This is a genomic window from Fibrella rubiginis, from assembly GCF_017353185.1.
Classification (GTDB): domain Bacteria; phylum Bacteroidota; class Bacteroidia; order Cytophagales; family Spirosomataceae; genus Fibrella; species Fibrella rubiginis.
In genome coordinates, this window is record NZ_JAFMYV010000003.1 from 313,752 (window position 1) to 336,824 (window position 23,073).

The window sequence follows — 23,073 nt, forward strand, 5'->3', positions numbered from 1 at the left end:
GACAGGCTCAGGGTGACAGGGAAATGGATTCAGTTTTCTCCACTTGATTCAACTTCCCTGTCACCCTGAGCCTGTCGAAGGGCCAGGCGTCAGCCCACCAAAGCGCGGAGCTACGCCAGCTACAACCCCAGCACGCAGTATACTTATCCGTTTCTAGGCGGTCTCGGAGCAGGAGCCACTTTTGGCACGGGAACGGGTTTCTGAGCCGGAACGGGAGCTACTGCCGGGGCAGGTACTGCATCAACAGCAGGAACAGGGGAGTGTGGTGCCGTGGCCGGACGGGGCGGCCGCGGCAGACTCATGCGCGGAACGCGGGGCGGACGAGGCGCACGAGCCGGATGAATGCCTTCTACATTCATTCGCTCCATAGCCTCTTCAGCGACGCGCATAGCCTCAGCACTTTGCTCTTCGGCCTGCTTGGCAATCTGTTCCGACAACGCGCCGAGTTGTTCAGATAATGCGTAAGTGGGTTCATAGAGTTTACTGATTGAGTCGGCCAGTATGGCCATACGCGTTTGGTAAGCCTCCAAATTGGGGTTTAATGGCCCTAGCTTTCCGCCCAGATCGCCCATTCGGCTACCTAATTTCCCCATCCGGGTACCCAGTTCGTCCATCTGCTTTTCTAACTGGATACGTTGCTTCTCTTTCTGCTTTTTCAGTTGATTAGCCTGCGCGTTGTTTTGGCGCGACAACCGTTCAATGTCAAGGGCTAGCGGACGTAATTTTTGCGCCAGTAAAGCTTGCTGTTTAGCCAACATTACCTGTTGTTTCACCAATCCTGTCTGCTGTTTTGTGAACTGGTCTATTTGCTGCTGACTGGGTGTGTTCTTGGAAGCTAGTTCAGCTAACTCCTTAGTCAGTCGGTCGGCTATGGGTTGACGAGTAGCCATCACGGCCTGCATTTCGTTAACAAGCGCTTCCATCTTCAGCTTCACCGCCCGGAGTTGGGCCGTGTCGCCAGCCACAGCAGGTATGGAGTCAGGGGCATTGGCCATTTGCTCTTCTGGTGCGTCTGGTACGCCGGGTATATCGGCCCTGGCCTCGGCATCAATGTTTGAGTAATCAATGTGCGACATGCCCTCACTCAGTGCCTTCATACCCGCATCAAATGCCACGTTTTTCTCGATGATCGTCAGCAGGATATCACGGTCGGGCTGCTTTACGGCATCCAGATTCAGTTTGCCGCCCATCACCAGGTCAAGTTGGCGTTGTAGCCTGTTCACGCGTGTGACAGGCAGTTTTTGTCCTTTCCAGACCACGTAGCTCATCCGCCCGCTGTTTGTCATACCGTATTCGGTATTGCTGTTTACCCGATACCGCCGGTTGGCTTTGGGCGGGGCCGGAACTGCCGATGCACGGGCGGATTTAGGCACGTCGGTTTGCTGCACGGCATACACCGACACGCTCAGCAGCAACATGGTGGCCAGCGTCAGCCCCGCCAAACTCCCGTTCGACACTAGCGGGCGCGTGGGTACCCCCAGCATCCGCCGAACGCGTTGCAGCAGCAATTGCCGTTTGCTGGCAAAAGCCATCGCCAGGTTCGATGCCTCTTCCTGACTGTGCTGCCAGGCCTCTACGCGGGTCAGGGCGCGGGCCAGCGTGCGGGCGTCACCAATGATGGCGAGGGCCAAATCGTCGCAGCAATGTTCGCGCTCTTCACGCACCCGTTCCGACAGCCACCACAGGGCCGGATGGAAAAAATACAGCACCTCCACCACCGACTGCATTACGTTGAACAGGTAGTCGTGCCGCCGAACGTGGGCCAGTTCGTGCGCCAAAACCGCCTCTACTTCGGCCATGCTTAGGCCCGCCAGCAAGCCTACCGGCCACAAAATCACGGGTTTCAGTACGCCCACTACCAATGGCCCCGTTACCCGAACCGTGATCTGGACGCTGACCGACACGTTCAGTTTTTGCGCAATGCGGGCTGTTGTTTCCAATAAATTGGCTGGTACGGGTAACGTAGCCGTAGTTCGCAGGCGTTGCACGTAGGCCCAGCCACCCACCAGCCGAACCCCAAAAACACCCACGCCCAGCAACCACATCCAGACAATTTCGGCCAGATGCGCGTTCAGAAAAGCCTGTCCGGTTATCAGCCACGATTCATTCGCTACCGGAACAAGAGCTACAGGCACATTGAAAATCGGCCCGGAAGCCGCAGACGGAGCAACCAGCGAACGCGGTTCGTAGTACCAGATAAACGTACCCACCGATGCTAACAACTGCATCAATAGCCCGCTCATGCCCAGTCGATAACGCAGGCTGGCTTTACTTTGGCGGGCAAGATGAAGCAACAGCGCCGCGGCCAATACCACCGCAAAGCCCTGCCAGAGAGCGTGAATGAGCGTCCAGCCCAAGGCTTCGGCCAGGGGGCTGGTGAGCCAGTTAGTGAGATTCATGGTCGAGGTTGTTTAAGAGTTTTTTTATTTCGTCGAGTTCATCGGCGCTGGCCTTATGCCGACCCAGCACCTGCATCACCAGTTGCGAGGCCGACCCCCGGAAAGTCGTTTCCAGAAACCGGTCGATCAGCGTTTCCTGGGCTTCCTGTTCGCCCAACGCCGCGGTGTACACGTGCGATTTGGCTTCCTCAGAGCGGGTCAGCAACCCCTTTTCGTGCATAATCTGCATGAGCTTTAGCGTGGTGGTATAGCCAATATCACGCTGTTGACTCAGTTCATCGTTCACTTGCCGCACCGTGCGCGGGCCGTGTTTCCAGAGCACGTGCAGGATTTCTAATTCAGAATCGGTTGGTCGCATAAGGCATCTACGAATTATTTCGTAGCAAACATGTACGAAACATTTCGTAATACCAAATCGGTTAACAAATTTTTAGATTAGTGGAAGGCATGCTCAGTATATTCGCCTTCTGCATGTACGCCTCCTAGCTATGATTCCGCTCGACCGTTTTTCCGACCATGCCGCCGAATACGCCCGTTACCGAATCGACTATCCCGGCGAACTGTATGACTACATTCTGGCGCAGGTACCTACCCGGCAGCGCGTATGGGACTGCGCCACCGGCAACGGGCAGGCGGCCGTAGCCCTGGCTAATTATTTCGACGAAGTAGAGGCTACCGATATCAGCAGCAATCAGTTAGAGAACGCCGTCCGCCGACCCAACATCGAGTATCAACCGGCCAATGCCGAGCATGCTCCCTTTGCCGACGAAACTTTTGACCTGGTCACGGTGGGGCAGGCTTTGCATTGGTTCAACGTGCCGGCGTTTCATCAGGAAGTGCGGCGGGTACTAAAACCCGGTGGCGTCATTGCCGAATGGGGCTATGGCCTCAACCAGGTAAACGCCCCCATCGACGCCCTGGTCCGGTTTATTTACACAGACATCGTTGGCCCCTTTTGGGACCCTATGCGGCGGCATATTGAGACCGAATACCGCGACCTGCCGTTTGATTTCGACAAGCCCCGTCGGGCGCGATTCATTGCCCGGCGCGAGTGGCTGGTGGAGTGGTACATGAACTACCTCCGCACGTGGTCGGCGGTGCAGGCGTTCCGCAAGAAAAACGGCTACGACCCCATCGATCAGTTCGCCGATGACCTCCGCCGCCACTGGGGTCCCCACCCCCGCGAGGTCCGTTTTCCTATTTTTTTGAGGATGGGAAGAAAGGAGTTTAATGTCTAAGGTTTAAGGTTTAACGTTGCTTCGCGCTCACTAGGGCAGTGTGCGAAGCAACGTTAAACCTTAAACCTTAGACATTAAACTCCTTTTTTAGGTAGCACGTTGAACACCGCGCTGGCTCGTATAACGCGCTCATCATCTTTCATGACAAAGGCGTTTACGAAAGCCACGGCAGTGCCAATCCGCTGAATATCGGTGTGTACTTCCAGCCAGTCGCCTACTTTGGCGTTACCCACAAAATCGGTAGACAGGCTCACCGTGACAAGGGGGACGGGGGGTTTTTGGGAGAACGCGGCGGCATAACCCATGGCCACGTCCACTAGCGTCGTGTAGACGCCCGTGTGTACGAAGCCGCGCCCGTTTACGTGTTTGTCGAGGACCAAAAGGCCAATAATCAGCTCATCACCAACTTGTTGACTATACATTGGCCCGGCGGTTTCGAGAAAGGGGCTGGTACGAAAAATAGGCTCAAAGCCTTCAGGTATTTCCATTGGTGTCTGCTATTTCCACGGATTTGAATCGATGCCACAATATCGGTCAAGCCCACGGCTTTTGTCAACACAATATTAGGCTACAGTCGCCATGCTACCGCCTCACATCGCCCAGACTACCCGTACAACTTTGCCCTTGACGCCGATGGTATCGAAGTATTCCAGCCAGTGGAGTTGCTGCGGGCCGAGATGGTCGGTAGGCGATTTAACTTCGACAAAACTGTATTCACCGGCTTCGTTCCAGACCAGCAGATCGGGAAAACCGCGCGTATGTTCGCGGACGTTGCGGGCCATCTCCATCAAAATCAGGCCTAGTTGCTCCTTGTCGAGCAATTCAATCAGCTTATTGACCAGGCCCAGCAGTTCGTCGTTCCAGTCGACAAGCACGTTGGTAATGCCGTATTTGGCGTTGTAGGTACGTCCCACGTGCCGCCGCCAATCGTCTTTGGTGGTCAGTTCGGCCAGGCGTTTTTTCAATAGCTCTTCGCGGCGGACGTAGAAATCGGGCAGGTAAAAGTCCGACGGGGCGCGTTGCAGCGGGTGGTGGATAGCGGCCACGTTGGCGTCGTAGATAACGTCCCAAAACACCAGACCAAACAGCCCGCGCCAGGGGTAATTTTCGGTGAAGGCCGCGTCGTTACCTTCCTCCAGATAGTGGTTCATTACACCCGCCTCCACATGGTGCCGGTAGGCCGCCGGGATGTCCAGACTTTCAGCATCAGACAAAAAGCGCGTGGTGGCTTTGCGGGTCCGTTTCTTGGCCACGTTGCCCAGAATCTTCTCCCGAAAATCGCCCGCAAAATACCGCTCTTCGGCGTTCTGTGGCGTCACGGCAATCTCGTCGATCAGAGCAAGCGCTTCGTCGACCAACCCGTTTTTGTACAATAACCGTACGCGCCGCTCCCTGGCCGGAACGCGGTCAGAAAGTTCATACACAGCCAGTGCCTGATCGGGTAGTTTCTGGCGTTCCAGGAAAGCACCCACACGACAGACCAGCTTCTGGTAACCCGGAAATGCTATTTCTGACAGCTCAGGACGGGTTTCGTTCCAGTTCAGAAACCAGTTGTAGATGGCTTCGGGTGGGGTTTCGGCGTCTTTCTGTTCGTAAAAAGCTTCGTTGGTGAGCGAAATCAACAGCTTGTCTTCCACCTCCTTGCGGTTGCGGAAGCGGGCCGTCATCTTGCTTTCGTCATACTGCTCGAAGTTCATCATGCCCATGTCGCGCATCACAAACTCGGTCATATCAGAGCCGCGGTTACCGAAAAACAGGTACTTGAGCATCATCACCTCGGCTTCGAAATTCACCTTCACCACGGTCTCGCGGGTAGTCACGCTCGTCACAATTTCGCCGAAGTTCAGTTCGTTCAGCGCATAGCGAACCACCTCTTCTTTCTTGAGCTTGTTGAGCGCCCGGATCTCTTCCGGCTCCAGGGGCAGCAGATCGAGCAGGTCGGGTTTGGTAAACACGTCGAGGGCTTCGTGGCCCATACCCTCGTGGCGGGCCGACAACCGGTCCAGAAAGCCCGCGTTGATCAGCTCGCCGAGCGAAACCGGCAAATCATTTATTTCGCGGTAGTTGAGTTTATTGGCCCGGAAGAAGGCACCTTTACGATTGCTGACCCGCACATACAGGCACTGCGCATCGGTGCTGAGCGCATCGAACCGAACCAAAAAATCTTGTTCAGCTTCGTTGAGTAGCCCGCTATAAAGCCGCTTCACAAAGTCGAGCACATACCGGAAATTATGCCAGTAATAACGAGGCTGCAGAATCACTTTTTGTCGTCCAACCATAAGGATTTTGGATGCTGGATTTTAGACATTGGACCGCGTAACAGACTAAGCCTGTTCTTCATTATCTAGCGTCCAATATCCAATGTCCACCGTCTTTAGATAACACCAATATCCCCCAATATGTCCCCATTTGACGTGCTGACGGCCCTGAAACAAAAGGGGCTGATGCCGCCTGAACAGGCCGACGCGCTGGCCGATTATGAGCGTACCAAACCCCTGTCGCTGCACTACGAACTGCGGGCCATGCTCTCGGTGGGTATCCTGCTGCTAACGGGTGGACTGGGGCTGTTGATCTATGAACATTACGAAGAAATCGGCGATGTGGCTATCCTGGGCAGCATCACGGCCCTGTGCGTGGCTAGCTTCGTGTTTGCCTGGCGGTTCCGTCCGGCCCTGTCGGCGGCAAAGGTGAGCAGCCGTTCGGTCTTCGGTGATTATGCACTGCTGCTGGGGTGTTTGCTGTTTCTGTCGCTGGAAGGATACGCGCAGTACCGGTTCAACCTCTTTGGCACACGCTACGGACTGGCTACGTTTCTGCCCGCGGTGCTGTTTGTGGCCCTCGCCTACCGGTTCGACCATCAGGGGGTGCTTACCATAGGCCTTACGGCGCTGGCTTCGTGGGTGGGCGTGACCGTGCGCCCGCTGGAACTTCGGCTGCGCACCAATTTCTTCGACGAACCCACCGTCTGGGCCGCTGTTGGCCTAGGCCTGGTGCTGATTGCGATGGCGGCGGTGGGCCACCGGCAACGGGTAAAGGCTCATTTCACCCACACACTGCTCGCTTTCGGCGGCAACCTGCTGCTGATCGCGCTGTTGGCGGGGGTGTTCAACTTCGAGGGAAAGCGATTGCTTTATGGACTATTGCTGCTGGTAGCCTGCGTGGGCTTCGATCAGTACGCCCGCCGCGACCGGTCATTTCTGTTTATGCTCATGGGCGTGGTCTACGGCGACATTGGGCTAACGTACCTCCTCGGCGACGCCGTTGATGGCATGGCCCTGCCACCTGAGGTGTACATGCTCTACTTCACGCTCGCCAGCGTGGGGGCGGCACTGTACCTGATTACCAACTACCGTAAACTGAGCCGCGATGAAACTCTATAACGAAACCCATATTGAAGAGCGCGACCTGTTGCGGCAGGTGGAACAATGGCAGACGCAGGGCCTGGTCACCGCCGAGCAGCTGACGGCCATCCGGGCGGCGTATCCAAGGCGGTTTAAGCTCACAAACCCATTTATCGAAATAGGTCTATTTCTGTTTACCATCATCGCGGCCATGTCGGCCTACGGGCTGGTAACGGTGCTGTTTAGTGGGCTGAACAACGGGCAGTCCAGCCTGGGCGTGGTAGCTATCCTGTTCGGCATCGGGCTGTTTTTTCTGACGAAAACCATCGTGGGCGATTCTAACCTGTGCCGCAACGGAGTCGACAACGCGCTGGTGCTGCTGGTGCCCCTTTTCCTGATTGGGGGGCTGATTCTGCTCTTCCCCATTACACCACCATTTTGGGTGTGCTGCCTGATCGCCCTGCCCATTTTGCTGGCCATGATCTGGTATACCGGCGACACCATCCTGACCTATTTCGCCCTGTTCGCGCTGTATGGAGGCCTTTTCCACCGCCTGCTCGACTACGGCTGGGGCAAGCCGTTGTTGCCGTTTATTTTCATGGCCGTTTCTGTGGGGCTGTACGCGCTGGCCAGCCGACTGCCCAATTCCGCTTACTACGCCGATGTGCTGAGTCAGGTGCGCTGGACAAGCCTGGTTGTGCTGGCGGCGGCGGGCAACTATTTTGTGGTGCGCGAACTGAACGGTTTGCTGCTCGATCATCGCGGCGCAACGCCCGAAATACCCCTCAGGGGCCTGTTTTGGGCCACCACGTTTGGCATTCCATCGGTCTACGCGCTGCTGGGCTTCCGCCGAAAGTCGCGCATGTTCGTTATTCTGGCCGTGCTGGGATTGGCGGCGGCGGTAGCCACGGTGCGGCACTATTATGGCACCTGGCCGCTGTCGGTAGCGCTGGCTGTTGATGGCACAGTGCTAATTGGGCTGGCGGTGCTGGCTATCCGGTTGCTGCGCGCACCCCGCTATGGTTTTTCCGATGACGACGATGGCGAAGCACCGTTGCTGGTAGTACGCCACGCAGGTACGCTGACCACCTTGCAAGGCACCGCCAACGCCCAGCAACAGCCCACCGGACCACGCTTCGGCGGCGGTGATTTTGGCGGTGGTGGCGCGGGCGATGCGTATTGATCGCGGTTAGCAAATGCATTCCCACGCCAAACCCGGCGGCTACATTTCCGAAACCATTTGACCGGTAGACTGTATAATTGTATACCATCACCATCTATGTAAACCATGCAGCGTACCGTATCCATTGAATACCTAAAGGCGGTGCTGGTTAGTTTGATGGTGCTTACCCACAGCTTTACGTTGGTGGGCACGCTCATTCCGGGCGATAGAAGCAGTCAGCTTTGCTATTTGCTGGCTACCATGGGCAATCTGACTGTTTTTTCGGGTTTTCTATTCTGCTTCGGCTACGCGTCCTATCACGCCTACCTGTCGAAGCCACTGGCGCGGGTAAAGAACAATCTGTTTGTTACGGCGCAGAATCAGTTGATAAGTTATTACATCTCAGCGCTGTTAGCGGTGGTACTGTTGCCTATTCCAGGTCGGCCTGCTAACGTGGTGTTACTGAGTGATGCCTGGGCGGTGCTGTCTTTCCAGTATATCGCGCCTTTCTCCGAATTTATGCTGGCCTATTTCCTGCTAACGGCCATCACCCGACTCCTATTCCACCCGTTAGTGGCAATGGCGAATTCGCGGTGGGCGATGCTGATTGTCGGTATGTTGTCGCTGTTGGCTACGGTGCTCATTCCTTACGACCTGTTTATCGACAACCCACTGGGGCTGTTTGTGGGCAGCCGGAGCTACGCCGCGTTTCCACTCGTGCAATATGGTCTCTTCTACGTGGCAGGCATTTATTTTGCCCGCTTCAACGTGGTGTGGCAGTGGCCGATAGCCCTGCTGGCCCTGGCCGGTACCGGCTATTTTGCCTTATCCTACGCGCAAGCGGGCGTGCTGCCGGTCCGATTTCCACCGTCCCTAGCCTGGATATGCGGCTCGTGGGGTATTCTGTACGGTCTGTACCTGTGCTTAAACTGGCTGGTGAATAAAGGAGTCCGGTCGTCGGTGATGCTGATGATGGGGGGCAACACACTGCTGTTCTTACTGTTAAGCAATGCCTTTTTGTTCGCCCTCAGCAACCGGTTTAAAACCACCCCTATCGGCTCCATGCTGCTGGGTATAGTGGTCTTGATGGCCTGTGGCTACGTAGTGCGCATCACCCGTAAACCAACTCCTCCCGCGCCGGTTGAGCCACAGCAGGCAATTCGGCAAACAGAACCAGAATCACCCGCTAAAGCCTGACGATTAGCTGATATCAGTCAACCGGGCAATGAGCCGGTCTTTCATTACAAACACCGAATGCCCCGTGAGCGACAGTGTTTCGCCGGCCTGTTTGCCATCGGGCAGGTCAACGGCGAGAGTGGCCTGGTAACTGATAGAAGCACTGACCACATCATCGGCTACCGTGCGTTCGTGCAGAATTTGCTGCCGTGAGGCCACCAGTTGAGCGGCCTGTTCGGCCTGTTGTTGGAAGGCAGTTTTGCCGGTCAATTTTAACGTAACATGGCCGTCGGTCAGGTTTTCGAACTCAACGGTATCGGCCAGGCAGGCTACCATACCAGCAATATCTTTACGGTTGTAGGCGTCAATGTAGGTAAGTACTGTTTGTACGTTAGCTTCTTCTATGGTTGTCATACCAGCGGCTTATGATTGGGCAAAAGACCACACAAGTAGCAAAAAAACAGGGTAACTACCGCAGCCCCAGCCCGCCTTCTTAGCCAATTGGCGTACTTTTAACCCGAAATTCAACTCCAAAATGGTTCAATACGACCCTCATGAAGACAGTTGACAACTACAATTTTGCCGGTAAAAAAGCCCTCGTCCGCGTCGATTTCAACGTTCCCCTCGACAGCGACTTCACCATCACCGACGACACCCGGATCAAGGCCACGATTCCCACGATTCAGAAAATCCTGAACGATGGCGGCTCGGCTATTCTGATGTCGCACCTGGGCCGCCCAAAAGATGGGCCAACGGACAAATATTCCCTGAGACATCTGGTACCTACCTTATCGGAGACGTTTGGCCGCGAGGTAAAATTTGCCGACGACTGCATCGGCCAATCGGCTGTCGACCAGGCCGCTGCGCTAAAGCCCGGCGAGATTCTGCTGCTGGAAAACCTGCGTTTTTACAAGGAAGAAGAGAAAGGCGACGTAGGGTTTGCCGAAAAGCTCTCGAAACTAGGCGATGTGTGGGTGAACGACGCCTTTGGTACGGCCCACCGCGCCCACGCCAGCACCGCCGTGATCGGGCAGTTTTTCCAGGATCGCGTTTGCGGCTACGTGATGCTGGCCGAAATCGAAAACGCCGACAAGATTCTTCACCACGCCGAACGGCCGTTTGTCGCCATCATGGGTGGGGCCAAAATTTCGGATAAAATCCTGATCATCGAACGCCTGCTCGACACCGTCGACACCTTAATCATTGGCGGGGGGATGACCTATACGTTCACCAAAGCGCAGGGCGGCCAGATCGGCAAGTCGCTGCTGGAAGCCGACAAGCAGGAGTTAGCCCTGGAGATTCTGAAGAAAGCCGAAGCCAAAGGCGTTAACATCGTGATGCCAACAGACAACGTATGCGCCGACGCGTTCTCAAACGATGCTAACCGCCAAACCGTTGCCACCGGCCATATCCCCGACGGCTGGGAAGGCCTTGACATCGGCCCCGACTCGGTGAAGCTGTTCACAGACGAAGTATCAACCGCCAAAACCATTCTCTGGAATGGCCCGATGGGCGTATTCGAGTTTCCCAACTTCGCCACAGGCACCAACGCTATTGCCGAAGCCGTGGTGAAAGCCACCGAAAACGGCGCGTTTTCACTCATCGGCGGCGGCGATTCGGCCTCAGCCATCAACAATGCGGGCTACGGCGACCGCGTCAGCTACGTCTCTACCGGCGGCGGTGCCCTGCTCGAATACATGGAAGGCAAAACGCTGCCCGGCGTAGCGGCGTTACAGTAGGATGACTTCAAGGTTTAAAATCTAAAGTTGCTTCGCGCTCTAGGGGCTGACGCGAAGTAACTTTAGACTTTAGACCTTAAACCTTGAACGCCAAGTAAAAACCACTCTGCTGTGCCTTCCCACAGCATACAATATCCCCAACGATATGGCACTCTTCAACCTGCAAATCAACGGCCGGTCCTACCGCGCCGACGTCGATCCCGACACCCCGCTGCTGTGGGTGCTGCGCGACAACCTGGGCCTGGTGGGCACTAAATACGGCTGCGGCATTGCCCAGTGCGGTGCCTGTACGGTACACCTCAACGGCGAGGCAACGCGGTCGTGCGTGCTGCCGGTGTCGGCCATTGGCAAGGGTAAAGTCACGACCATCGAAGGCCTTGCCGCCACGGCGGGTGGGGGTACTGAACCGGGTAAACTGCATCCCGTTCAGCAGGCGTGGAATGAGGTCGACGTGCCGCAGTGTGGCTATTGCCAGGCCGGGCAGATTATGACCGCCGCGGCCTTTCTGAAGCGTACGCCCAAGCCAACCACGGCCCAGATCGACGACGCCATGAGCGGAAATATTTGCCGCTGTGGCACGTATCACCGCATCCGCGAGGCCGTAAAAATTGCGTCGAATACGCCTGCCGGGGCGAAAACGGGTTCATCTAAAGCCAAACAGTCATGAAGTCGACCATCAACGCAAGTCGCCGGAATTTTCTGAAAATCGCCTCTGCTGCCGGTGGAGGCCTGTTGTTGGGCTTTGGCTGGTCGGAAGCCGCCGGAGCCGTAGACGTCGCCGCCGACGGAACGGTGCTGGCTGCGGCAGGAGCAGCGCCCCCCGCGCCGGGCGTTGGGTTCAACAGTTACCTGTCTATCAATCCGCAGGGCATCATCACCATCCTCTCGCCAAACCCCGAAGTGGGACAGGGCATCAAAACGGCGTTCCCCATTGTGGTGGCCGAGGAACTCGACGCCGACTGGACAAAGGTGGTAGTGGAACAGGCACCGCTGGATACCAAGAAATTTGAGCGGCAGGTGGCGGGGGGTAGCGGGTCTATTCCGCACTCATGGACGCGCCTGCGCAAAGCCGGTGCCACCGCCCGTCTGATGCTCATGGAAGCTGCCGCCAAACGCTGGAACGTGCCCGTTTCGGAGTGCACCACTGCCACCGGCTTTGTGCTGCATACGGCCAGCAACCGGAAACTGAGCTACGGCGACCTGGCTACCGAAGCCGCCCGGATACCCGTACCGGCCGATGTGAAACTGAAAGATCAAAAGGACTTCAAGCTGATTGGGCAGTCGATTAAAAACGTCGATAATGCCGGAATCATCACCGGCAAGCCCCTTTTCGGGTTAGATTTTTACCGCGATGGCATGCTGTTCGCCATGATTCAGCGCCCCGCCTTTGGCTACACGTTCAAGTCGGTTAACGACGCAGCCATCAAAGCCATGCCGGGCATTACCGACGTGCTGACGTTTGACAACAACGTGGCCGTAGTGGGTAAATCGACCTGGCAGGTGCGGAAAGCCAAAGACGCGCTGAAGATTGAGTGGACAAAAACCGACGCCACCGAAAGCACCACCGACCACAACCGGATTTTTACGGAACTGCTGGCCAAACCCGATGCCACCGTGCGCCGGAAGGATGGCGACGTAGAGGCGGCGTTTAAAGGTGCGGCGAAGGTGGTGACGGCGGAATATCAATGTCCGTTTTTGCCCCACAGCCCCATGGAGCCAATGAATTTCTTTGCCCACGTGCAGGCAGATGGCGCGGAGTTGGTTGGTCCCACCCAAACGCCCGAACTGGCCCGCAACGAAACCGCCAAACTGCTGGGTATCGCGCCCGAAAAAGTTACCGTGCAACTCACGCGTATGGGCGGTGGCTTCGGTCGGCGGCTCAAAGCCGATTATGTGATCGAGGCCGTGCAGATTTCGAAGCGGGTCAATGCGCCCGTGAAACTGATCTGGACCCGCGAAGACGACATGACGGGGGGAAGCTACCGCCCCGCCGTGCGCTACCGGTTCGAGGCCGCCCTGGATGCGCAGGGTAATATGATTGGCTACAAACTACGCGGGGCCAGTATCAACGCAGGCAACGCCACGCGCGAAGACAATTTCCCCGCCGGAGCCGTTGATAACCTGCTGATTGACAGCGCCGACCACAAATCGGCGATCACAACCGGACCATGGCGGGCACCCATTACCAACTTCCTCGCCTTTGCTGAACAGTCGTTTCTGGACGAAGTGGCGCTGGCAGCGGGCAAAGACCCCGTTCAATTCCGCCTTGAACTGCTCGACAAAGCCAAGGCTAAACCTGTTGGAGCGGTGAAATACGACATCGACCGGATGAAGGCGGTGATCAACCTGGCCGTAGAAAAGTCGGGTTGGGGCACCCGAAAAGGAGCCGATGGCAAGCCCGTGACGCAGGGGTTCAGCGTTTATTTTTCGCACCGGTCTTACGTGGCGCAGGTAGGCGAAGTGGCTATGCTGAAAGGCAAACCCGTGTTGCAGAAAGTATACGCCATTGCCGACTGTGGCATTGTGATTAACCAGAGCGGCTCGCGGCAGCAGGTGACGGGCTGCACCGTCGACGGTATCGGTCACGCCATGTACGGCAATATGACGTTCAAAGACGGCGTGCCGGAGCAAAACAACTACAACAATTACCGGCTGATTCGCGGCAATGAGATTCCCGACGTAGAAGTCCATTTCGTGAATAACGGCATCGACCCCACCGGCCTCGGCGAACCCGCCCTGCCCCCTACTGGTGCCGCCGTAGGCAACGCCCTCTTCAAAGCCACCGGCAAACGCATCCGTAGCCAGCCCTTTATCGAAGACCCTGCCTTCAAGAGCGTTTCGTAAGTACGTTTATGTACAAGAGCACGAAAAAGCCGCGCCAGCAGAAGCTGAGCGCGGCTTTTTTATTGGTTAACAGCGATTACCGGTTTCGGTATTTTATCTCGCCTGGAGAGCAGAAATGCTGGTCGTCCAAACGAACCGAAACAATTATTACTGCTTCAGTGATGGCTTAGTGAAAGCCCTGCTGCGTCAAATATTGCTCGTCGGCCTGGTTGCGGGGATGTACACCCACCACAATACCACCACCTTTGAGTCCTTCTTCATAAGCCCTGGCCGTTTCTTCAGGAATACCTGAGCCTACCAGCGCGCCAACCAGGCCACCGGCCAAGCCACCAGCACCCGCTCCTGCCAAAGCAGCCGCCAACGGACCTGCCACAACCAAACCAAGCCCTGGCAGCACCAGGTTGCTACCAATGGCAGCAATAGCCGCTGCAACAGCACCGATCGTACCACCAATGGCCGAACCTTTACCCGCGTCTTCCATTGCTTTGTCCGTCAATGCCGAGTCAGCATGGGTGCTGTCTGCATGTTCGAAGTGCTGCTTACGCGTGTCGTCAGACATCACCAGGTTTACGTCTTCTTTTGAGAAGCCATGGGCCAGCAAAGAATCGTACGCTTTCTCGGCGTCGTCCCGATCATTGAAGATGGCCGTCATTTGGCGAGTCGACGATGAGCCATACATGCCCGTGTCTGTGTTGTTTGGATTACTGGTCATACGAAGTGGTTTTGTTGAGTTTATAACTAGACTAATCGTTTTAGTCCATAGGCAGAACATCCCCCTCCTCAATGTGTTCGCGGGTACCGAGCCAATGGTCTTGATTTGTGCTGGTGCGGCAACCGTTCGCCAGGCCTCGCGGCGTGAATTTACCAGCCAGGAAACGGTCGGGTTGCTTAGGCAGAATGAGTAGCCGTCGTAGCCCTGGTCATGCGCTTAGGTGTTCAGCGTGAACCGTTTGGGGTTAATGCCGTAGTGTTTTTCAAACAGCCGGCTGAAATGACTCAGGTTACTGAAACCAAGCCGATACCCGGTTTCGGACACAGAATAGCCGCCCTGTTTTAATAAATAACCTGCTTCCTGCATGCGGGCCTTCTGGAAGTAGTCGTAGATGCTATCGCCAAAGACCTGCTTGTAGAGATCGGTTAGCTTAGAGACGCTCATACCTGCCAGACCAGCCAGTTGCGGCAACTGAGGCGGCACGCTCAGGTCCGCCATGATGGCTGACCTAACCCGGCTCAACTGCTCGGCATCGACCCGGTGAACGGGGCGGTGTTTCAGGATTTCGCGCGCCAGCAACCGGTCGAACAGCCAGCCAAGCAGTTCCTGCACCCGGATCCAGATCCGCAACTCGCCTAACTCCTGCTGCGTGTCTACGGCAGCCAGTTGTTTCAGCGTTTTTTGCGCGTCGACACTCATGGTTTCGTCGAACAGAAACGCCTGACTACCCTGTAGGATCTGCGCCACTACGGCGTTCATGTTGTTGATTTTAAGCAGATTGCGCAGCTCCGGTCGGCTCATGCTGAGTACCGTAAAAAACAAGGCAACGTTGGGCGGAAAACGGAGTTCAGAGTTGATGTCCGGCGAGGTAATACGAACGGCGTATTCTTCACGCCTGGTCAGGCGGGTCGCATTGTTGGCGGTAGCATCGGTTGCGGGCCACGTGCGGATTTGGAAAAGCACATTGACCCGGTCTGCTGTATTGTCGGCGGCCAATCGCTGCAGGACCAGTTCTTCGGTTAAAGTATACTGATGAATCAGCATTGAAAACCCCGGTGCCAGCCGTACCCGCTTAATTGACCCCTCTCCCAGCGAGGACGGCAACGTGAGCGTATTGCCTTGCAGGACTGCGCCAACCCGCTCACCGAAGGCCGACAGAAAATTGAACTGTTCACTTGGCGCAAAAGCAAAGACCATCGTGCATGCCGGTTAGTTAGCCAGGAGGAATCTATACAATCACAAGGCAGCGTCTCAAGCCATTTACTTTGGCTGATTGAACTATTTTTGCCTCTATTTCGACTATTTTATCTGTATTGATTAAAAGACCTTTGTGCTGTTCAATGAGCGTAGCAAACACTGCTACACGAGCGAACACGTAAAACAACGGGTTACAGCGTAACCAGCACTATATGAAAAACGCAATTGTAGTCGTCGGCGCAACCGGCAATCTGGGTGGACGAATCGTTACCGCCCTGTTAGACAAAGGAGCAGACGTACGGGCCGTGGTACGTCCCAGCAGCGACAAAGCCAGGGTGGATGAACTGAAGCAAAAAGGGGTAACAATCATCCAGTCGGAGATGACCGATGCCCGTGAACTGGCCCCTTCTTTCGCCGATGTGGCCGTGGTGGTGTCGGCAGTGCAGGGTTTGCACGACGTAATTGTTGGCACCCAGACGGTGGTGCTGGACGCGGCCGTGGCGGCGGGCGTTCCCCGCTTTATCCCCTCCGATTTTGCCTCTGATTTCACGAAGCTCAAGGCCGGCGAGAACCGCAACTTCGATCTCCGCCGAGAGTTTAGCGCGTACCTCGACAAAGCCCCGATTCAGGCCACGTCGATTCTGAATGGTGCCTTTGCCGAACTGTTGACCTACGGTACCCCCCTGCTCAATACCAAAGAACACCAGGTAGGCTACTGGGAAGATGCCGACTGGCGCATCGACTTCACAACCATGGACGACACTGCCGCCTATACTGCCGCCGCTGCCATGGATGCCACGACGCCCCGTTTCCTGCGGACAGCCAGTTTCCAGATTAGCCCTAACGAACTGGCGACCGTGGCTGGCGAGGCCCTGGGAACGCCTTTTACCGTAGTGCGCCTGGGTAGCCGTGCCGATCTGCTGGCCTATTTTCAGCGCGAACGGGCGGCTCATCCCGAAGGGGAAGAACAGCTTTATGCAAGCTGGCAGCAGAGCCAGTACATCTACAGTATGTTCAACGTGCAGAATGACCCGCTCGATAACGCCCGGTATCCCGAACTCACCTGGACAACGGCCCGCGACGTGCTGGCTCCAAGAGGTAAATAAGTACCACAAAAAATGCGGCTGTATCTTGCTTATAATCAGCAGTTGATGGCGCTTTTCGACGAAACCGGTATGCACGTCACCTAAGAGCCGGATATACTGCACAACGCGCACTCAGCCAGTTGATCTACGCCAGTTCTTTCTTCTTCCGCCGCTCATAAACGGTGAGCAGAAACGCGGGCAGCAGCACCAGGTTTGAGGTCATGCCCATGAGCAACGTAATGGACACCAGAATGCCCAGGGCCACGGTGCCCTGAAAAGTGGAGGCGGTGAAAATGGCAAAGCCCACAAACAGGATAAAAGCCGTGTAGACCATGCTGACACCTGTTTGACGGACCGTGCGCGAGATTGCCTCAGCCACCGAGGCCTTCCCGCGCGTGAGTTCGTCGCGGTATTTGGTGATGAAATAGATGGTGCCGTCGGAAGACAGGCCGAAGGCAATGCTGAAAATGAGGATGGTAGACGGCTTGAGGTGAATACCAAAATAGCCCATCAGCCCCGCCGTCACGATCAACGGCACTACGCTCGGCAGGATAGCGATCAGGCTTAGCCGCACGTCGCGCAGGAGAATGATGAGCACGATAGAGACCAGCGCAATGGCCAGCAGCGTACTCTCGGCCAGGTTACGCAGCAGGTATTGATTGCCCCGCTCAAAGACCACGCTGTTGCCCGTCAGGTTAATGGTGTAGCGGTCAGCAGCGGCGGCCCATTGGCCGGTTTCGCGGTCATAATTAAAGATCGAATCGGCGCGGGGCTGCAACTCGTCGATCAGCGCATGGAGGCGCGCGGTACCCACGTCGGCCACCTGAAAGCTCACCCGCGTATAGCGCCGCGACGTGTCGACGTATGATTTCAGGCTCACGCTGCCCGTGCGCGAGGTGCCTGTGCCCATCTGTCCCGTGTAGCGTTGCAGTTTGGCCATTTCCAGGGCTGGCGGCAGGATATAAAACCGCGGATCGCCCCCCCGGTAGGCCTGGTAAAAAAACTTCACCGCCTCTACCACCGACAGGGGCCGGGCAAACTCCGGATGGCGGGCAAATTCGCGTTGTAACAGCCTGATTTTGATCAGCGTCTGCGGCGTGAGCACCCGCCCGGCCCGGCCGGCGTCGATGCTCACTTCAAGGGGCAACACGCCATGATAGGTCTTTTCAAAATACTTTAGATCGGTATAAATCGGGTCGTTTTTGGGCAGGTCGTCCACTACGTAGCCAACGGCTTTTACCAGGCTCATACCCACCAGGCCCAGCCCGACGCAGATGCCCACAAACGTGTAAATAGCCACGCGACGATGGTGAACAAGGTGGTCGACCCAGACCAAAAAACGCGTCAGCAGGGGTTTATCCAGGTGGCTGCGCTGCTGTTCCGTCGGCACCGCTAACCGACTGAACGCCAGCGGTATCAGTATCAGGGAGATAACATAGGTACTCATCACGCCCAGCGACGCGACCAGCCCAAATTCGAGCAGCAGCGGACTGCTGGTGAAGTAGAACACGAAAAAGCCGATAGACGTGGTGACGTTGGCAAAAAACGTGGTTTCACCCACCTTCGTAATGGCCGTGGTGAGCGCTTCCTGTTTCGACTCACCACGACTTAATTCGCTGTGGTAACGGTTGAGCAGGAAGACAGCATTGGGTACCCCAATTACAATAATCAGCGGCGGAATCAGCCCCGACAGAATGGTGATCGTATAGCCGAAGAGCGACATGAAGCCCACTGTCCAGACCACGCCCACCGTAACCACCGCCATGGCGATGCCCACGACCACCCACGACCGGAAAAAGAACAGCAGGATAGCCGCCGTGACGGCAAACGCCAGTCCGAAAAAAAGGAACATTTCGTTGCTCACTTTGGCCGTAAACTCCGTACGAATAAACGGTAGCCCCGACATGTGCGCCGTCAGGTTGTGCCGCTTGCCAAAGGCCTCGGCCAGCCGCTCGATCTTACGCACCGTGCCAATGCGCCCTTTGGTGTTCAGCTTCTTCTGATCAAACGAAATGGCCATCAGGTGCGCCCTTCCCGACGAGTCGGTAACCAGGCCCTGGTAAAACGGCAACCGGCTGATGGTACGCTGCAAACTATCTGCTTCTGCCTGACTGGTAGGCAGTTGCGTACTGATTGGTTTGAATTTGAACTGGTCGGTGCTGTCGTTGAGCGTGATAGTGTACAGTCCTGTATTGGCCACCACGTCGCGGATACCGTCAATGGCTTTGATCTGCCGGGTGAGTTGCTGCCAGTCCTGCAAAAACGGCAAATGATACATCGAATCGGTATCAATACCCACCACCATCACGTTGCCATCTTCACCAAACCGGCTCTTAAAGGCCTGATACCGAATGTAATCGGGGTCGATGGTGGGCAGGATCTGCGCGTATTCATACGAGAACTTGACGCGGGCCGCCCGGAAGCCCATGAATACCGTACCGACGAGCACGATAAGCAGGAGCAACAAACGATTCGAGAGGATAAAGCGGGCAATGCGGGACCAGATCATAACGGGCGTCAATTCAGGGCGCAAGTTAGCGCATGAGTGGTAAGTGCTAAGCCTACTTCATATCATCCCCCTTGCCTTCATTTCCAGGTATTTGTTGACCGTATTGGCGGTGAGATCCTGGGGGGCGGTAAGGATGCTGGCAATACCGTATTGCTGTAACTCTTTAACAATCTGACGTTTTTCGTAAGCGAATTTTTCGCCTATTGTTTTCATGTATATCTCTTCGGTACTCCTGGCGGGGGTATTGAGCAGGCCCCGCAGTTCGGTATTGTCGAAAAAGATGACCAGCAGCAGATGGTCTTTAGCCAGTCGGCGGAGGTAGGGTAGCTGGCGTTGCAGGCCGTTGAGCGTTTCGAAGTTGGTAAACAACAACAGCAGACTCCGTTGCCGTACCTGCGTACGAATGGTGGTATACAGGGCTTCGAAGTCGGTTTCCAGAAAGCGCGTTTTCTGCCGAAACAACACCTCCAGTAATTTCCGCATGTGGCCGGGGCGGCGTTCGGCAGGCACCACCTGCCCAATCTTTTCAGAGAACGTAATCAGCCCGGCGCGATCCTGTTTCATGAGGGCGATGTTGCTCAGCACCAGCGAGGCGTTGATGGCGTAGTCGAGCAGGGTGAGGCCTTCAAACGGCGATTGCATCACCCGGCCCTTGTCGATCAGGCAATACACGGCTTGTGAACGTTCGTCCTGATACGCGTTCACGATCAGCGCGGCCTGCCCTGAGTCGGCGCGGCGGGCGGTGGCTTTCCAGTTGATACTCCGCAGATCGTCGCCCTGGGTGTAGGGCCTGATTTGCTCGAATTCCATGCTGTGCCCCACCCGCCTGATTCGCTTGATGCCCAGTTCAGTCAGCCGGTTCGAGACGGCCAGCAGTTCATACTGCCGCATCTGCAAATACGACGGATACACGGGCACTAACCGGCCTTCTTCAAACTGAAAACGCCGTTTCAGCAGCCGTAGCGGGGTCATGACAAAGACGTTAACGGCCCCAAAACTGTATTCGCCCCGGCGCGTGGGCCGCAGTTCGTAGCGGATGGCACGGGGTTCATTAGGCTTCAGGTGGGCCGTAAACAGCACGTCGCGGCGTTGAAACTGAAACGGAATTTCGTCGATGATCTCTACCGGCGTGGCAAAGGCATAGCGGCTTTCCAGATAAAGAGTGATGGGGTTTTCGTCGCCGTTAGAGAGGCGTTCGGGCATGTCGCGGCGGGCAAAAAACACCGGCTGATTCCCCACGGTGCTTTGCCGAAACAATAAAAACCCCTCCGTCAGCAGCAACACCACAAACGCCGCAAACGCGATCTGCACCAGCGGAAACAGCAGCGGCCATACGTAAGCCACCACAAACGCCAGCGCAAACCCCAGCAGGATGAGCCAGAGACGAACCGAGACAAACAGAGCACGGAATATTTTCATGTACTGGCTGGGCTACCTCGGCACCTCTACTTTCTGAATCAGTTGGGCAACGACGCCATCGGGGGTGGCGCCTTCCATTTCGCGTTCGGGCGTGAGCTGAATGCGGTGGCGCAATACCGGCGCGGCCAGTTCCTGGATGTCTTCGGGCGTTACAAAATCACGTCCACGGAGCGTAGCGAGGGCTTTCGACGCATTGAGTAGGGCTACCGCCGCACGGGGTGATGCCCCCAGATACAGCGATTTGTTGTCGCGCGTGCCGCGAATGATCTGGGCGATGTAGGTGAACAGGTTTTCTTCTACATGTACCTCGCTTACCTTGTCGCGCAGCCCGGCCAGTTGCTCGGCGGTGAGCACGGCATTGATGGCCCCCAGCGCGTCGGTCAGGTGCCGACGTTGGTGATGCCCGCGCAAAATGGCTACTTCCTCATCGGCATCGGGGTAGTCGACCACCACTTTAAACAGGAACCGGTCCAGTTGGGCTTCGGGCAGGCGGTAGGTTCCCTCCTGCTCGATGGGGTTTTGCGTGGCCAGCACCATAAACGGCGGCGGCAGCGGGTAGGTGGTGCCGTCGTTGGTGACCTGCCGTTCCTCCATCACCTCAAAGAGCGCCGCCTGCGTCTTGGCCGGGGCACGGTTGATCTCGTCGATGAGCACGATATTGGCAAAAATAGGACCGGGCCGATAAGCAAACTCGCCCGTTTTCTGGCTAAACACCGACGTACCCAACACGTCGGCGGGCATCATGTCGGGGGTGAACTGAATGCGGCTGAACTGCACCGACAGCGTTTTTGCCAACAGCTTGGCCGTGAGTGTCTTTGCCACACCCGGCACCCCTTCGATGAGTACATGCCCGTCGGCCAAGAGGGCCGTCAGCAGTAGGTCAATAGCTTGGTGTTGCCCAACAATCACCGTACCCACTTCCGAGCGGATGGCGGCAACGGCGGTGGTCAATGCTTGCAGGTCAATGCGTTGGTCAAATGGGTGTTCCATGTATTGTGGATTAATCGTCTGCTAGGCAGTTACTTGTTTGTTATGATTCATCAAGCCGATCTGCTCATACCTTACTCGTGGCTGCGGCGGTGAAGGTTTCAATGGTGGTGTTGATGGTGCGGAGATCGGCTTCGGTGAGGTAAGGGGCACGGTTGGCCTGGTTCAGAATCAGGACAAGGCGTTCTACCACCTCGGCAGAAGCACCACTTTTGTGGGTCAGCGTATGGGTAAAATCAGCATCCAATACGCTAGTATCCAGGTTATACCGTTCACGAATGAAGGCCAGAAAGTAGCGAATTTTCTTGTTAGCCACATTATCGTGATTACCCTGCTGGAAATACAGCCGTCCCACGGTCTTTACAAAATCGAGCGACGTGTTTTTGGGCGGCGACACCACCGGTATGATCCGTTGTGTACGTTTGCCGGCGAAAACGACGTAGAAAAGCAGCCCCCACAGCACAATATAGTACGCCCAGCTTAGGCCTGGCTGGGTGCGGATATAGCGCAATACCGATTGCTCATCTTCGCCAAAGCGGCCCTGCTTCTGGTACTCGTCCCAGTAAGTGGGCTGGGCAGGCAGAAACGAAAACGCTTTAGCCATGTAATCAGCCGAGGCGGGCTGAAGCAGGTAGTAATTAGTGAGCGCCAGTGGTAGGTTGTGGATGTAAAAGAACCCCTTACCGTGCGGAATCTTGAGAAAAATAGCCTCCCCACGGGCGTTGCGGGCCAGCACCGTTATACCCGACTTTGACTTTTTCACCACCAGAAAATTACGCCCGTCGTCGTGTCTGAAGTTGTATCCACCCTTGTGCATCAGCGCAGGCAGCACAAAATTTGAGCGTAGCGTGGTGTCGGCTTTAAGGGGGTTTTTCTCAGCAGCCCTAAAGCCCAACGCCCGACTAAGTGTGTCGGAAAAGTTATAGGCCGACAGAAAAGCCGTGTTGCCTTTGGCTACGTAGCACAGCAGTTCGCGGGTATCCAGTGCCCCGGCATCGAACCGCATACTGACCGATATATAATTACTTCTGGCAGGCAGCTTGCTCTCTGTCAGTAAGTTGTAAGCGGGCAGGCGTGTGGATTCAACAGTTGGCTGATTCATTAAACTGGGCAGCAGTTCATATACCGCCTGTGTGCCAAACGGAATCGTTTCATTGTTGCGATACGACGCCGTCCAGTCGATGGGCTTGGGTTTGTAGTACTCGAACAGCACAAACGCGACAACCGTGGCCAGCAGAAAAAGAAGGTATTTGTTGGGACGCATG

At 56.0% G+C, this 23,073-nt stretch carries 19 protein-coding genes; 8 read left to right on the forward strand and 11 right to left on the reverse strand.

Annotated features, from left to right (window positions below):
• Positions 1 to 143: 143 nt before the first annotated feature.
• Both J2I47_RS08240 and J2I47_RS08245 read right to left on the reverse strand, forming a co-directional pair.
• Positions 144 to 2,399, reverse strand: a complete 2,256-nt coding sequence (locus tag J2I47_RS08240; RefSeq protein ID WP_207364085.1) for a M56 family metallopeptidase — start codon at positions 2,397 to 2,399, stop codon at positions 144 to 146.
• On the reverse strand, positions 2,386 to 2,757 hold the full coding sequence (locus J2I47_RS08245; RefSeq protein ID WP_207364086.1) for a BlaI/MecI/CopY family transcriptional regulator: 372 nt from the start codon (positions 2,755 to 2,757) through the stop codon (positions 2,386 to 2,388). The genes J2I47_RS08240 and J2I47_RS08245 overlap by 14 nt, the downstream gene beginning before the upstream one ends.
• A 130-nt stretch (positions 2,758 to 2,887) precedes the next feature.
• On the opposite strand from J2I47_RS08245, the gene J2I47_RS08250 reads away from it, so the two are divergent.
• A complete protein-coding gene (locus tag J2I47_RS08250) occupies positions 2,888 to 3,637 on the forward strand; it encodes a class I SAM-dependent methyltransferase (RefSeq protein WP_207364087.1) in 750 nt (249 codons plus the stop codon).
• Positions 3,638 to 3,711: 74 nt separating this feature from the next.
• Here J2I47_RS08250 and J2I47_RS08255 read toward each other — a convergent pair whose 3' ends face one another.
• Positions 3,712 to 4,125, reverse strand: coding sequence for a PaaI family thioesterase (locus J2I47_RS08255; protein ID WP_207364088.1), 414 nt, complete (start codon positions 4,123 to 4,125; stop codon positions 3,712 to 3,714).
• A gap of 102 nt (positions 4,126 to 4,227) precedes the next feature.
• Positions 4,228 to 5,916: a VRR-NUC domain-containing protein gene (locus J2I47_RS08260; RefSeq protein ID WP_207364089.1), complete on the reverse strand. Its 1,689-nt coding sequence runs from the start codon at positions 5,914 to 5,916 to the stop codon at positions 4,228 to 4,230.
• A 120-nt stretch (positions 5,917 to 6,036) separates the two neighbouring features.
• On the opposite strand from J2I47_RS08260, the gene J2I47_RS08265 reads away from it, so the two are divergent.
• From J2I47_RS08265 to J2I47_RS08275, 3 genes are all read left to right on the forward strand, one after another.
• The gene (locus J2I47_RS08265; protein WP_207364090.1) at positions 6,037 to 7,017 is read left to right on the forward strand and encodes a DUF2157 domain-containing protein; all 981 of its coding nucleotides are present in this window, start codon (positions 6,037 to 6,039) and stop codon (positions 7,015 to 7,017) included.
• On the forward strand, positions 7,004 to 8,161 hold the full coding sequence (locus J2I47_RS08270) for a hypothetical protein (RefSeq protein WP_207364091.1): 1,158 nt from the start codon (positions 7,004 to 7,006) through the stop codon (positions 8,159 to 8,161). The genes J2I47_RS08265 and J2I47_RS08270 overlap by 14 nt, the downstream gene beginning before the upstream one ends.
• A 105-nt stretch (positions 8,162 to 8,266) precedes the next feature.
• Complete coding sequence (locus J2I47_RS08275; RefSeq protein ID WP_207364092.1) at positions 8,267 to 9,337, forward strand: acyltransferase family protein; 1,071 nt, start codon at positions 8,267 to 8,269, stop codon at positions 9,335 to 9,337.
• A 3-nt stretch (positions 9,338 to 9,340) separates the two neighbouring features.
• Here J2I47_RS08275 and J2I47_RS08280 read toward each other — a convergent pair whose 3' ends face one another.
• A complete protein-coding gene (locus J2I47_RS08280; RefSeq protein ID WP_207364093.1) occupies positions 9,341 to 9,730 on the reverse strand; it encodes a nuclear transport factor 2 family protein in 390 nt (129 codons plus the stop codon).
• A gap of 140 nt (positions 9,731 to 9,870) precedes the next feature.
• On the opposite strand from J2I47_RS08280, the gene J2I47_RS08285 reads away from it, so the two are divergent.
• From J2I47_RS08285 to J2I47_RS08295, 3 genes are all read left to right on the forward strand, one after another.
• Positions 9,871 to 11,055 carry a phosphoglycerate kinase gene (locus tag J2I47_RS08285; protein WP_207364094.1) on the forward strand — a complete coding sequence of 395 codons (1,185 nt, stop codon included), beginning with the start codon at positions 9,871 to 9,873 and terminating at the stop codon, positions 11,053 to 11,055.
• 145 nt (positions 11,056 to 11,200) lie between these two features.
• A complete protein-coding gene (locus tag J2I47_RS08290; protein WP_207364095.1) occupies positions 11,201 to 11,722 on the forward strand; it encodes a (2Fe-2S)-binding protein in 522 nt (173 codons plus the stop codon).
• Positions 11,719 to 13,899 (forward strand): xanthine dehydrogenase family protein molybdopterin-binding subunit, encoded by a 2,181-nt coding sequence (locus tag J2I47_RS08295; RefSeq protein ID WP_207364096.1) that lies wholly within the window; start codon positions 11,719 to 11,721, stop codon positions 13,897 to 13,899. Before J2I47_RS08290 ends, J2I47_RS08295 begins: the two co-directional genes overlap by 4 nt.
• A gap of 166 nt (positions 13,900 to 14,065) precedes the next feature.
• Here the strand turns inward: J2I47_RS08295 and J2I47_RS08300 are convergent, their stop codons facing one another.
• Positions 14,066 to 14,611 (reverse strand): hypothetical protein, encoded by a 546-nt coding sequence (locus J2I47_RS08300; protein WP_207364097.1) that lies wholly within the window; start codon positions 14,609 to 14,611, stop codon positions 14,066 to 14,068.
• Positions 14,612 to 14,827: 216 nt separating this feature from the next.
• Positions 14,828 to 15,808 (reverse strand): helix-turn-helix domain-containing protein, encoded by a 981-nt coding sequence (locus J2I47_RS08305; RefSeq protein WP_207364098.1) that lies wholly within the window; start codon positions 15,806 to 15,808, stop codon positions 14,828 to 14,830.
• A gap of 212 nt (positions 15,809 to 16,020) precedes the next feature.
• Between J2I47_RS08305 and J2I47_RS08310 the strand changes: the two genes are divergently transcribed.
• On the forward strand, positions 16,021 to 16,914 hold the full coding sequence (locus tag J2I47_RS08310) for an NmrA family NAD(P)-binding protein (RefSeq protein ID WP_207364099.1): 894 nt from the start codon (positions 16,021 to 16,023) through the stop codon (positions 16,912 to 16,914).
• A 124-nt stretch (positions 16,915 to 17,038) separates the two neighbouring features.
• Here J2I47_RS08310 and J2I47_RS08315 read toward each other — a convergent pair whose 3' ends face one another.
• The 4 genes from J2I47_RS08315 to J2I47_RS08330 all read right to left on the reverse strand — a co-directional run bounded on the left by J2I47_RS08315 (position 17,039) and on the right by J2I47_RS08330 (position 23,072).
• Positions 17,039 to 19,402, reverse strand: a complete 2,364-nt coding sequence (locus tag J2I47_RS08315) for an efflux RND transporter permease subunit (protein WP_207364100.1) — start codon at positions 19,400 to 19,402, stop codon at positions 17,039 to 17,041.
• Between the two features lie 57 nt (positions 19,403 to 19,459).
• The gene (locus J2I47_RS08320) at positions 19,460 to 20,821 is read right to left on the reverse strand and encodes a DUF58 domain-containing protein (RefSeq protein ID WP_207364101.1); all 1,362 of its coding nucleotides are present in this window, start codon (positions 20,819 to 20,821) and stop codon (positions 19,460 to 19,462) included.
• Between the two features lie 12 nt (positions 20,822 to 20,833).
• Positions 20,834 to 21,811, reverse strand: coding sequence for an AAA family ATPase (locus tag J2I47_RS08325; protein WP_207364102.1), 978 nt, complete (start codon positions 21,809 to 21,811; stop codon positions 20,834 to 20,836).
• A gap of 64 nt (positions 21,812 to 21,875) precedes the next feature.
• Positions 21,876 to 23,072, reverse strand: coding sequence for a DUF4350 domain-containing protein (locus tag J2I47_RS08330; RefSeq protein WP_207364103.1), 1,197 nt, complete (start codon positions 23,070 to 23,072; stop codon positions 21,876 to 21,878).
• Between the last annotated feature and the right edge of the window lies 1 nt (position 23,073).